The sequence below is a fragment of the Limnobacter thiooxidans genome, assembly GCF_036323495.1.
Lineage (GTDB): Bacteria > Pseudomonadota > Gammaproteobacteria > Burkholderiales > Burkholderiaceae_B > Limnobacter > Limnobacter thiooxidans.
Window position 1 is genome coordinate 2,617,360 of sequence record NZ_AP028947.1, and the last position, 12,210, is coordinate 2,629,569.

The window sequence follows — 12,210 nt, forward strand, 5'->3', positions numbered from 1 at the left end:
AGTAAAGGGGAAGTACTGCAACACAGATGTAACTGAGCGGTTACATGTTGCATCACCCTACCCACCTGGTCAACATTGCACTGCAGCACCCTCTTCCTGTAACAGGCTCCCTAAATTTTTCTGCTCACGCACAGGCCCAGCACCGTCACGCCACCTAGCGAAAGCCATGACAAATAATCCCATGCACCCTCGCCCAACAACGCTGTAACTAGGCCTGCTGTTGTCGCAAACCCAACTGCAATGGGCCAGCCCCACAAACGCATACCCCTGTTCATGCTGCCACCTTTCTGTACTTGACCCACCACAAATACAAACCGCTGCCCAACACGATCAGGGTCAGGATATCCAGTACAGCCCAGATGATTTTCATCGGCATGCCACCGTAATCACCAAAATGCAAAGGCTGGGAAACCTGCAAAGCTGTGAGATACCAAGGCAGGTTTTCGCTGGCAGTGACCTGCGCGGTGCTGGCATCCACCAACACAGGCTTGGAGGTGTGCGCGGTAACCGGTTCGCTTCCGCGCAAGAACACACCATAATGGTGTGGGCTTGAAAAGCCCGTACCGGGAAACGCAATGAACTGAATGGTTCGGTTAGGTTCAAGCGCCAAGGCAGAATCAACCGCCGCCTGCAGTGAACCCAATTGCTGCAACGGGGCCTTGCCCTTGTAAGGGGCTACCATGTCAGCCAGGTGTGTACGTTGCCAGTTCATGAACAACAGTTCTCCCCAGGCGTTGATTACGCCAGTGCCGCCTACCACGAAAAACCACACCAAGGTCACAATGCCCAAGGCGTTGTGAATGTCCAGCCACTTGGTGGATTTTTCCTTGTGACGACGCACTTCGACAAAACCCAGCTTACGCATGAAAGGCGCATACAACACCACGCCTGAAACCAGTGCAATCAAAAGTAAAAAGCCCATGAGACCCAGAAAAATCATTCCGGGCAAACCGGCAAATAGGTCCACGTGCAGGCTTTCAATGAAGTGCATCACTCCGCCTTCCAGCGCGGGCTCGGCCACAACAGCACCGGTGCGGGCGTCCACCGCCACCTGCTTCAAGCCTTCTTCCAGGTGCGCCGCCTTGGACAAGGTGACGTACCACACCCGATCGTCGTCCATGTCTTGGGATACAAACATGCCCACCTTGTCCGGGTACTGCGCAATGGCAATGTCCATCACGCGGTCCAGGCTGATGCGTGGGTGGTCTGCAGGCAACTCGGCGGGCTCCACATCGGCACCCGTCAGGTGTGCAATTTCATGTTCAAAAATCAGGGGCAAGCCGGTGAGCCCCAGAATCAACATGAACACCGTGCACACCAGGCTGGTCCATTTGTGCAGCCACACCCAGGTGCGGATGGATTGCTTGGTCATGACTTAGAAATCCAGTGAAGCAGACACCGTCAGGGTGCGTGGGTTGCCAATGGTCAAATAGCCTGCGCCGGGAAAGCCTCCGGCCGAAGCCCAGTAGTTGCGGTCGGTCAGGTTGTCGAGCCGCGCGCGCAGGGTCAGCGCCTGCTCATTGCCAACCGGCATCGTGTAACGAACACCCAGATCAAAGCGAGTCCATGAAGGCAGTTCCTGTGTGTTGGCTGCATCTGCATATTGAGTGCTGGTGTACAAAGCGCGGGTTTCAAACGCCAGGCCCTTCAACTGCTCCGGGCTCCATTCCACGCCCACATTGGCTTGTGTAGACGGTGCACCGATTGCATCGCGGCCATTGGCATCCGTGTTCAGAAAACTCACGCCACCCAACACGGTGACGGTTTTGCTGGCCTTGCCAAAAGCCATGATCTCAAGGCCTTCATTGCTTTGGTCGCTGATCTGACCGAAAGTGTTGTTGGCATCCACCCCGTAATTGGGCTTTTCGCTTTGGAAGACCGACACCGAACCACCAATGTTGCCGCCGTCATATTTCAAACCAATCTCGGTTTGCTCGGTTGTGTAAGGTTTGAAAGCAATGCCTGCATTGGTGACTGGTGCACCGCCCGCACCTGTGGCGGGCGCTTTTTCACCCTGAACCAGGCCTTCGATGTAATTGGCATACACCGAATACTGCGGGGTGATTTTGAACACCACGCCAGCCACTGGTGTTGTGGCGCTTTCCGAGTAGTTGTCGGTTTGCGCACCCGTGTTGCCGTTGAAGGTGGTCGCTTCAATCTGCTGATGACGCGCCCCTACGGTGACCAGCAAGCGATCACTCATGAAGGCCAGGGTGTCGGCCACTGCAACACTGGAAGTTTCCGTTTTATTCGTGACCAAGGGATTGCCGAACGTACCACTTGGGAACGCACCCAAGGCGGGTTCAGCCACGGCTGTGGGATTGTAAATATTGCCGGCAAAACCGGCGAAGCTTGAAAAGTCGAATGCATTTTTCGCTTCATTTTCAAACATGGAAACAGAGGTACTCACCGTGTGTTTCACAGCACCTGTGTTGAACTTGAAACGCAAGCCCGCTTCCGCGGTTTGAATGGATTCTTCACGCACGTTGGCAAAGCGCAGCGAATTCGTGTCGCCCTGCGTATTGATTACATTCGGGTTGGCAAAGTTGCCAGACTCCCTGCTTTCACGCAGGCCACCTGCCAACCAGCCCGTCACGGTGTTGTTGAAATCGTATTCAGCGCGTACGGTACCAAAGGTGTCTTCCGTGTTGGAGAAGGTCCAGGGCTGGGCAACACTGCGGTCTGCGCGTGGCGTGGCCGGAATCGCGACACCCGGGTTGATCGTGATGTTGGGTTGCGAGCCGCGCAAATTGTGTTCCTGGTAACCCACATCGGCAGATATACGCAGCTTGTCACGGCGGAAATCGGCCCCCACCGCAAACAGGGTGAGTTCACGCGATTCCCCGTCAATGTTGGTATCGCCATCACGCTTGGCGAATGTGGCACGCAAGCCGGTGGATCCGTCGTTAAAGCGGCGGGCAAAGTCTCCAGCCACATAGGTTTCCCCGCCCTGCTGAAGCCCGACTGTGGCCTGGTTGATGTCGAAGTTGGGCGCACGTTTGGGTACCACGTTGATGGCACCACCCAAGCCACTGTTGCCAGGTGCGGCGCCATTCAGAAATGCACTGGTCCCGCGCAACACTTCCACGCGTTCAATAAACTCTGCAGCCAGGTACTGGCGGGGCAACACACCATACAAACCGTTGTACGACATGTCGTCGGAATAAATGGGCAGGCCGCGCACCAGATACAACTGCGCAAAGTTGCCAAAGCCACGGGCCACGCGCACAGCCGGGTCGTTCAACAGCACTTCGCCCACGCTGGCCGCCTGCTGGTCTTGAATCAATTTGGAGGTGTAACTGGTCAGGGAAAACGGCGTGTCCATATTGGATTGCGTACCCAGCAAACCCACACGTCCACCGGAAGCCACCTGCCCCCCAGCGTATTCCGGCGCCAGGCCTTCTGCCGAGGCATCTGCACTGGCATTGACCTGCACTGCAGGCAACTCGGCATTCTGCGCCAAGGCATTGGAAGAAATAACAGCCAGCACAGCCAAAGCCAGTGCATTCATTTTTGGGGTTTGGATAGTCATCATGACACTCAAGTAAAAATAACAATTCCGTAATTATAATGATAATAATTACTATTTATAATAATTAAAGTTAAATTGCGAACTGTTCTGCTTTTCCGCTACAGTGCCCATGCCTTGTTCACCGCCATTTTTCAATGACTGACTTTCAACAAACCGTGGTGCTGTGTTGCTTTGTCCTCACCTACTGGGTCATGGCCACCGGCAAACTACCGGGCTTGCGCATTGACCGCGCAGGCATTGCACTGGCCGCTGCAGGCCTGCTGCTGGCCCTGAACATCGTGGTGCCCAGCGAATTGATGAACATCATCGACTTGCCAGTGTTGATCACGCTCTTTTCCCTGATGGTGGTGGGCGCGCACCTTGAACAGGCCAAAGTATTCGACCTGTTGACCCGAAAACTGGCTGCACCCGGCATGACACCACACCGATTGCTCGCCGTGGTCATTGCCCTGAGCGCCCTCTTCTCCATGCTGCTGGTCAATGACATCGTGGTGTACGCTTTCGCGCCCATTCTGTGCACGGTGTGCCTGCACCGGGGTTTCGACCCCAAGCCCCAATTGCTCGGCATGGCGGCTGCATCCAATGCCGGTTCTGCCGCCAGCCTGATCGGCAACCCGCAAAACATTCTCATCGCGGAAGTCGGGCAGTTGGTGTTCATTGAACATTTCCTGTTTGCAGCAGTGCCCGCGCTGCTGACACTGGTGGTGATTTATGGCGTGCTGTGCGGGGTGTTTCGACACGAGGTGAGTGAACAAGACAATGAGCGAATTGACGGGCAAAACCTGCCAGGCACACGTTTGGACAAAACGGGCGTGACTTTGCCAACGGTCGGTTTGCTGATCATTGTGCTCGCTTACCTGCTGATGCCAGAACAAGGCTGGCAAGTCGCCTTGGGGGTGGCAGTACTGCTGACGATTTTCGGAAGGCTGAACACCCGTGAATTGTTGCCAGCCCTTGATATTTCGCTGCTGGTCATGATTGCGGGCTTGATGGTGGTCACCGGCAGTTTCAGTGAACTGCCGCAGCTTTCACACATCATGAACCAGGTTGAACAGGCTGGTTTGCTGCCCAACACGGTGTGGCCCAGCGTGGTGTTTTCCACTGTGGCCAGCAACACTATTGGCAATGTGCCCGCCGTGGTGTTGCTTCTCAAAGTCACTGATTCATTAAACACCGAAGCCCTGCACATGCTGGCCCTGTTTTCTACGCTGGCGGGCAATCTGCTTTTAACCGGCAGCCTGGCCAATATCATCACCGCTGAACGCGCCGGGCAGCAGGGAATTCACCTGGGGTTTGCCGATTTCGCGCGCATGGGTGTGGCCGTGACATTCATCAGCATGGCCTTAGCAGCCGCTTGGGTGATCGGATTCTGAATCGCGAGTATCGCTCGAACTCGGGTTAAGCTCGGTGTACTGCAACTGAATTTCATTGAAACTCAACCCAGTGGAGGAAAAAAATGGATGCAATCAAGGCACTTCTCGAATCCTGGAAACAAGCTGTACTCGAAGAAAATCTGGACAAGATCATGAGCCACTACAGCGATAATGTAGTGGCCTTCGATGCGATTATGAAGCTCCAGTTTGTTGGCAAAACCAACTACGCCGCACACTGGAAAGAATGCTTGAACATGTGCCCGGGCGGTATAGTGTTTGAGCTTCATGACCTGGCCATTCACCATGCCAATGACGTGGCGTTTTGCCATTACCTGACACGCTGCGGATCAGTTGAAGACTTCGGAAAAGAAAACGCCAGCTGGATGCGCGCTACCGTCTGCCTGCGCTTGCAGCAAGGTGAATGGAAAATTGTGCATGAACATTTCTCGGCACCCTTCGATCCGGAAACCAGTAAGGCAATTTTCGATACACAGCGGGTGAGCTGATTCATCAGGGTCAGCTCATTACATCGACGTATTCAAATCCTTGGGCAAGTGATTCACCCCATTGAAACTGAGCAAACTGCACTGCCCTTTTGAATACAGCACCTCAGTCAGTGAGGCGTTTCGAATCACGCGCAGCAGGCTGTACCAACTGGAATTCGGCAAGCCCATCACTTCACACACCAGTGCCGCGATGGACCCAGCCGAAGTCACCACCAGTGTGTGCTGCCCTGGGGGCTGTTCAGCTGCACTCTGCTCAGTCAGCCATTGCCGCAACTGACCACGAAATTCATCCAGGCTCAAGCGGCCTTGAATACTCACCTGGCCTTGAGACCAGGCGCGGCAGGTTGCATCGTAATCGCGCAGCACATCCAGTCGCGGGCGGGCAGTTTCGGAATGGTCCATGTGCATCGAACGGCCCAGAAAATTTTGGGCCGTCGCAAAAATTTCCTCGCCTTCTGCAAACTCATCCAGCAGCGGGTCTTGCTGCATTGGCAAGGTTTGTTCGCCTGCCAAATTGAAACCACCTTCATTGAACAGCAAGGCTGCTGTGTCAGCCTGGCGCTGGCGCGGACCATGCACAATCGACGTGGGTTTCACGCCCTGGGCTCGCATCCACTGCCCTGTTGCACGGGCCTGCGCCTGCCCCAATTCCGACAAGGCATCGTATCGCGCAGCACCAAAAGAAGCCTGCCCATGTCGCATCAAGACCAGCAGGCTCATGGTTTGCCTGCCTTCAGCATCTTGGGGTTACTGGCTTGCAAACGGCTTTTTCCCACCGCCCGCAAATATGCCAACACCGCAGTGTGCGCAGGTGTACCGGGGTCTGCAACACCTTGCCGAATGCGTTCGCTCAATTCCCGGTTGGCTTGTGCAATATTCAACGCAGATTCACCCACGGGTGCAATCATCGAACGGGCCGCCAAGGCCTCCAGTGAAACCCGTTCCTCCTCATCAGGTTCACCACCCATTTGCATTTCACGTTGCGCGATCGACACTGCATTCATCACCATCAGTACCTCGCGCCTTGCATCGGCCGCTGCCTCGCCTTGCAACAGCGGCAGCACCTTGTTCTTCAAAACATCGCGTGCAGCCTGCAACAGCATTTCACCGGTGGGTTGTTCACGCATCAGCTGCTCTCCGTCATGTTCAATATTTCCCATTCCAGTTCAGGCACCATGTGGCCGGTCAATGCCAGCAACAGGGAATTTTCTTCACCGGAACAATGGCGCTGGGCCTGTTCAATGGCCACCACTGCCCACTTCACATGGGCCATCACTTCCCAATAGTGAATTTGATCACGGTCAATTGTGTGGCCTGATTCACTTTCATAACCGGCGTAAAAATCTTCCCGCAAACCAATTCCGCCGGCCTGCAAATCGTCCCGACCAAAACGCCAGCACTTCGCACAGAACCAGCCGATGTCCTCCATCGGATCGCTCCAACCTGCAAACTCCCAATCCAGAATGCCGGTCAACCCGTTTTCATTCACCATGTAGTTGCCGGTGCGAAAATCACCGTGGGTCAATGCAATGTCACCACGTGCGGGGGCATGGCGTTCAAGCCAGCGTAAGCCCCATTCAAGCGCAGGGTAAGCCGTGTGGTGTTTGTCCAGGAAGGCGCGCTGCGTCTGTATTCGATATTGAGCAGGCGATTCCTCATAGTTTGCCAAAAAGCCCAAGGCATCAACTGGCGGCTTCACGGAATGAATACGCGCCAACTCACGACCAAGTTGCCTTGCCAAAGCAGCGCGGTCGGGTGCATAACGCGTGTCTTTCACCAACACATGGCCAGCGGCGGTGCCTGCCACGCGCCGCATTAAAAAAAACGGGCGACCAAACACCGACAAATCGGTGCACAGGCACAATGGTTGAGGCACCGCAACACCCGCATTGAAGACGGTTTGCAGCAGTGCAAATTCCTGCGCGCGGCCATGGCTGATGGCAACGCCCGCAGTGGGTGAATCACAACGCAGCACGGTGTTCAACATGCCATCGAATGGCCCACCCGTGATCTGCAAATCCAGCAGCCAGTTTTCTTGCACGGCACCGCCAGAAAGCAGTGCTGCACGCACGACCTGCACGCTGTTGGCCTGCAAGGCAGTGCTCAAAAACCGGCCCAATGATTCCTTGATATTTTCTTCCATGCCCGCCACCTACAGTGCGCTGACCAGGTGGCCACGGTCCACCGCCACGCAAGCGCCTGTCATACCGACACCCGCGTTCGATGCCAGCAACAACAGGGGGCCAGTCAAATCGCTCAACTCGCAAAAGGTGCGGCTTGGAATTCGCATGCGCAGTTTGTCGCCCAGTTCACTGGCCAGAAAATCGCGGTTCAAATTGGTGGCCACATAACCCGGCAAAATTGCATTCACGCGAATGTTGTAGCGTGCAAATTCAAGCGCCATGGCCTTGGTGGCCTGCACAAGCCCGGCCTTTGAAATGGCATAAGGGCCCACCGCACCACCCACGCGTTCGCCCAGAATGGACGCAATGTTCACAATGGAACCTGGCTTGCCCGCAGCCACCAGTGCGCGCGCCAGGCCAGTTGCCACAAGCCAGCAGCCCTTCAGGTTGGTGTCCAGTATCTGGTCCCAGTCTTCCTCGGTTTGATCCAGCATGGGCTTGGCGATCGACTGGCCTGCGTTGTTGATCAACACATCGGGCACACCAAATTTCTCGACCATTTCAGCCAGTGCCTTGTTCACGGAAGCCGACTGGCTGACATCCATGGCCACAGCATGCGCCTTGCCACCCGCAGCCTGAATTTCTTCAAGCACAGGCTGCAATTTGTCCGTGCTGCGCGCACTCAACAACACGGTGGCACCCGCCTGCGCCAGCACAGTAGCAAAGTGCCTGCCCAGCCCGCTGGATGCGCCAGTGACCAAGGCCAGCTTGCCCTGCATGGAGAACATTTCATTCAGGTTCATCGTACTCATCAATGCCCCTCACGCCCGGCAATCATTTTCTTGCCCATGCTGAATCGGTGCACTTCGCTGGGGCCGTCGTAAATCCGGAAGGCACGCATGTCGGTGAAGATCCGGCTGACAATGGTTTCACCAGTCACACCCTGCCCGCCCAGAATTTGAACGCTGCGATCCACAACCCGCCACTCGGCTTCAGAACACGCCACCTTCGCGCGGCTTGATTCAAAATTGCAGCGCTCGCCTTGATCCAGCATCCAGGCTGTGTGCCAAATGTGCAGGCGTGCCGTGTGCAAATCAATTTCATTGTCGGCCAGCATGAAGCTCACGCCTTCGTGCGCACCCAGTTGCACACCAAAGGCCTGCCGGTTGCGGGCGTAATTCAGCGCAATGTCGTGGGCGCGTCGGGCTTGCCCCAACCAGCGCATGCAGTGGGTCAGCCGTGCCGGGGCAAGGCGCACCTGCGCATAGCGAAAGCCCTTGCCCACTTCGCCCAGCACATCGCTGGCAGGTACGCGCAAATTCGTGAATTTCAACACGCCGTGGCCGCCGGTGAAGCAGGCGTCCATCGCGTCCATGGTGCGCACATGTTCAATGCCCGGCACATTCATGTCGCTTAAAAACATGGTGGCCGTACCGTCTTCCATCTTCGCCATGATGATGGCAAAGCTTGCACCGTCGGCACCAGTGATAAACCACTTGTCGCCATTGATCACGTAGTGGTCACCGTCTTTCACGGCCGTGGTTTGCATCATCGATGGGTCTGCCCCCGCACCGGGTGCAGGCTCGGTCATTGCGAAACAGGAACGGATTTTTCCCTGCACCATGGGCTTTAACCAGCGTTCTTTTTGCGCGGGTGTGGCCACCACTTCCAGCAAGTGAATATTGCCTTCATCGGGTGCGTGAATGTTCATGGCCGTGGGGCCCAGCGTGGAATAACCCGCCTCTTCAAACGCAATCGCCTTTTGCATGTGGGTCCAGCCGCGGCCACCCAGTTCAACCGATGCATGTGGTGTCAGCAAACCTGCCCTGCGTGCAAGGCCAACCAGTTCTTCACGCAAATCTTCAGACGGGCCGTGCGCAGTTTGGCGTGCATCTTTCTCCAGCGGAATGATGTGCTCGGCAACAAACGCACGCACTTCCAGCTGCAGCGATTTCAATTCAGGTGTCAGGGAAAAATCCATGTAGGCAATCCTGTTGTGGTTCTTGCCTTACTGTAATCGACTTCTATCGCAATAACCCTTGAGCACCAGTGGAGTCCACGTCATGGATAACCCTGAAAGCGATTACCCCCTATTTCCAGGGAAGTACAGGTGCCGTTAAACGCAGTGACTCACCAGTCGGCGATGCGGGATCTTTCACAGCGCCAAAACGGGAATTCCCTTGCTCCCAGGCTTGCTGTGCCGCTGCAATGGCTTCTTTGCTGTGCCCCACAAAATTCCACCACATTTGAACAGGTTTTTCGAATGGAACGCCACCCAGCAGCAACACGCGCGAATCAGTTCCCAATTCCAATTCAAGAGTCGAGCCACCCTTTTCCAGATAGGCGAACTCATCAATCGAATACGATTCTCCTTGCACATTCACCTGTCCGGTCAATGTCAAAAAACCGTACTCGAACTCCGGGTTCAGCTGTAACTTGGCCACGCCGCCTGACACGCTCAACAAATCCATACCCAGTATTGGAGAATGGACTGCGGTGGGTGACTGGAATTCACCATAGCTTCCAGCCAGCAAGGTGAACTGCACACCGGCTGAATGCCACAACGGCAATTCGGAGTAATGTGCGAAATCGGGTTCGCAATCGGCCAGCGTCTCGGGCAAGGCAATCCACAATTGAGCCGCATGCAAGTTCGGACTGTTCACGATTGAATCTTCAGTGTGCACAATGCCACGACCCGCTGTCATCAAATTCACCTGTCCGGGGCGAATAATCAATTCATTGCCCATGCTGTCCTTGTGCAACACTTCGCCATCAATCAACCAGGTGAAAGTTTGCAGTGCCGTGTGAGGATGGGCGGCCACGTGCATGCCCTTGCCTGACTCAAAATGTACAGGGCCTGCGTGGTCAAGAAAACACCATGCACCTACCATGCGTTGCTGTCTGCTGGGCAAGGCACGTTTCACCAACATGCCTTCGCCCAAATCGGCAGTGCGAAGTTCAATTCGTTTGATTTTGTTCATCACGAAAGAATAACGCTTTGCACTTACTTCGTCAGTGCTGTGTAGCTGGTAATCAGGTTTCGGTAATCAGGAATGTGATTTGAGAACAGCGCGCCCAAACCTTCAATGTCATTGCGCCAATCACGGTGCAGTTCACAGGCCACACCAAACCACGTCATCAACTGCGCGCCTGCATTGCTCATGCGCTCCCAAGCTGAGTTGCGAGTCATTTCATTGAAAGTGCCTGAAGCATCGGTCACCACAAAAACCTCGTAACCCTCTTCAAGTGCTGACAACGTTGGGAATGCAACACACACTTCGGTGACCACACCAGCAATGATCAACTGCTTTTTGCCAGTGGCTTTCACAGCGTCCAAAAACTCGTTGTTGTCCCATGCGTTGATTTGCCCAGGGCGTGCAATGTAAGGTGCGTCGGGAAAAATTTCTTTCAGCTCCGGTACCAAGGGGCCGTTGGGTCCGGTCTCAAAACTCGTGGTCAAAATTGTGGGCAAATTGAAGTATTTGGAGAGATCAGCCAAAGCCAGCACATTGTTCTTGAAACGGTCAGGATCCATGTCGCGCACCAGCGAAAGCAAGCCTGCCTGATGATCAACCAACAACACAGCAGCATTGTTTTTATCAAGACGAATGTAAGGTTTGCTCATGACTTTTTCCTTTGTATATTGACAGTGAATAATGGCAATATGCTAATCAAAGATTCAATTGTCGATAAGCAGTCAAATTATCAACAGATTGTTCTACCTAAGGAACAATTCAAGGACTTTTTACATGGATTTGAATGACCTTTATTACTTCGCCAAAGTGGTGGAACACCAAGGTTTCTCAGCTGCTGCCAGGGCTCTTGGAATTCCAAAATCAAAAGTGAGCCGCCGAATCTCTGAACTGGAAAAGCGTCTTAATGCCCAATTGCTCTACCGTTCCACCCGAAAGTTGCACATTACAGAAATAGGCAAGGCCTACTATCAACACTGCAAAGCCATGTTGATCGAGGCAGAAAGTGCAGAGGAACTGATTGAACACAACCATGCCGAACCACGTGGCCTGATCCGGCTGACCTGCCCCATCGCGCTGTTGCATGCCCACATAGGCGACATGCTTGCGGAGTTCCTGTTGAAATACCCCCAGGTGACCGTGCACATGGAAGCCAGCAATCGACGCGTAGATGTGATCGCTGAAGGTGTGGACCTGGCCATTCGCGTTCGACCCTTGCCTCTTGAAAGCAGTGATCTGGTACTGAAGATCTTGTCGGATCGGGGACTGTGCCTGGTAGCTTCTCCAGCGCTTATAAAACAACAGGGGATACCCAAACATCCTGCCGAATTGAAAGCTTGGCCAAGCTTGGGGCTGGGTCAAACCCAAAGCCATTCTCAGAACAACTTCGAATGGTGCCTTCACCATGAAAACGGCGATCAGATTGTTGTTCCTTACTCGCCCAGGCTGGTGACCACCGACATGGTTGCCTTGCGCGCAAGCGCGATAGCCGGTGTGGGTGTAGTACAGCTTCCTAACCTTATGGTTCCCAATCAACTGGCCAGCGGGGAGTTACAGAGAGTACTACCGGATTGGTCGCCGCGGCGGGAGATAATTCACGTTGTATTCCCCTCTCGCCGAGGTATTTTGCCGGCGGTTCGAGCACTCATTGATTTCTTGTGCGAAAAATATGATTCATTTGAAGAAGCTTGATCTCTTTTGATA

Annotated in this window: 13 protein-coding genes; 3 read left to right on the plus strand and 10 right to left on the minus strand. The window is 54.5% G+C overall.

The window, feature by feature from the left end; genetic code table 11:
- Positions 1-110: 110 nt before the first annotated feature.
- Genes RGQ30_RS11875 through RGQ30_RS11885 form a run of 3 tightly spaced genes read right to left on the minus strand, consistent with a single transcriptional unit; the run spans position 111 to position 3,532 of the window.
- Entirely contained in the window at positions 111-275 is a 165-nt protein-coding gene (locus tag RGQ30_RS11875; RefSeq protein WP_338284448.1) for a hypothetical protein, read from the minus strand.
- Complete coding sequence (locus RGQ30_RS11880) at positions 272-1,372, minus strand: PepSY-associated TM helix domain-containing protein (RefSeq protein ID WP_130555716.1); 1,101 nt, start codon at positions 1,370-1,372, stop codon at positions 272-274. Before RGQ30_RS11880 ends, RGQ30_RS11875 begins: the two co-directional genes overlap by 4 nt.
- 3 nt (positions 1,373-1,375) lie before the next feature.
- A complete protein-coding gene (locus tag RGQ30_RS11885) occupies positions 1,376-3,532 on the minus strand; it encodes a TonB-dependent receptor (protein ID WP_130555715.1) in 2,157 nt (718 codons plus the stop codon).
- Between the two features lie 134 nt (positions 3,533-3,666).
- On the opposite strand from RGQ30_RS11885, the gene RGQ30_RS11890 reads away from it, so the two are divergent.
- Entirely contained in the window at positions 3,667-4,905 is a 1,239-nt protein-coding gene (locus tag RGQ30_RS11890; RefSeq protein ID WP_130555714.1) for an SLC13 family permease, read from the plus strand.
- A gap of 83 nt (positions 4,906-4,988) precedes the next feature.
- The gene (locus RGQ30_RS11895; RefSeq protein WP_130555713.1) at positions 4,989-5,411 is read left to right on the plus strand and encodes a YybH family protein; all 423 of its coding nucleotides are present in this window, start codon (positions 4,989-4,991) and stop codon (positions 5,409-5,411) included.
- Between the two features lie 18 nt (positions 5,412-5,429).
- Here RGQ30_RS11895 and RGQ30_RS11900 read toward each other — a convergent pair whose 3' ends face one another.
- From RGQ30_RS11900 to ycaC, 7 genes are all read right to left on the minus strand, one after another.
- Positions 5,430-6,131 (minus strand): histidine phosphatase family protein, encoded by a 702-nt coding sequence (locus RGQ30_RS11900; RefSeq protein ID WP_130555712.1) that lies wholly within the window; start codon positions 6,129-6,131, stop codon positions 5,430-5,432.
- Positions 6,128-6,538 carry a DUF6285 domain-containing protein gene (locus RGQ30_RS11905; RefSeq protein WP_130555711.1) on the minus strand — a complete coding sequence of 137 codons (411 nt, stop codon included), beginning with the start codon at positions 6,536-6,538 and terminating at the stop codon, positions 6,128-6,130. The genes RGQ30_RS11900 and RGQ30_RS11905 overlap by 4 nt, the downstream gene beginning before the upstream one ends.
- Positions 6,538-7,554 carry a phosphotransferase family protein gene (locus RGQ30_RS11910; protein WP_130555710.1) on the minus strand — a complete coding sequence of 339 codons (1,017 nt, stop codon included), beginning with the start codon at positions 7,552-7,554 and terminating at the stop codon, positions 6,538-6,540. Before RGQ30_RS11910 ends, RGQ30_RS11905 begins: the two co-directional genes overlap by 1 nt.
- 9 nt (positions 7,555-7,563) lie before the next feature.
- The gene (locus RGQ30_RS11915; RefSeq protein ID WP_338284888.1) at positions 7,564-8,337 is read right to left on the minus strand and encodes an SDR family NAD(P)-dependent oxidoreductase; all 774 of its coding nucleotides are present in this window, start codon (positions 8,335-8,337) and stop codon (positions 7,564-7,566) included.
- An 8-nt stretch (positions 8,338-8,345) separates the two neighbouring features.
- Positions 8,346-9,515: an acyl-CoA dehydrogenase family protein gene (locus tag RGQ30_RS11920; protein WP_130555709.1), complete on the minus strand. Its 1,170-nt coding sequence runs from the start codon at positions 9,513-9,515 to the stop codon at positions 8,346-8,348.
- A 109-nt stretch (positions 9,516-9,624) separates the two neighbouring features.
- Positions 9,625-10,515, minus strand: a complete 891-nt coding sequence (locus RGQ30_RS11925) for a pirin family protein (RefSeq protein ID WP_130555708.1) — start codon at positions 10,513-10,515, stop codon at positions 9,625-9,627.
- A 23-nt stretch (positions 10,516-10,538) separates the two neighbouring features.
- Positions 10,539-11,159, minus strand: a complete 621-nt coding sequence (gene ycaC / locus RGQ30_RS11930; protein ID WP_130555707.1) for an isochorismate family cysteine hydrolase YcaC — start codon at positions 11,157-11,159, stop codon at positions 10,539-10,541.
- Between the two features lie 124 nt (positions 11,160-11,283).
- Here ycaC and RGQ30_RS11935 point away from each other — a divergent pair, with 124 nt between their 5' ends.
- Positions 11,284-12,198, plus strand: coding sequence for a LysR family transcriptional regulator (locus tag RGQ30_RS11935; protein WP_130555706.1), 915 nt, complete (start codon positions 11,284-11,286; stop codon positions 12,196-12,198).
- Positions 12,199-12,210: the final 12 nt, after the last annotated feature.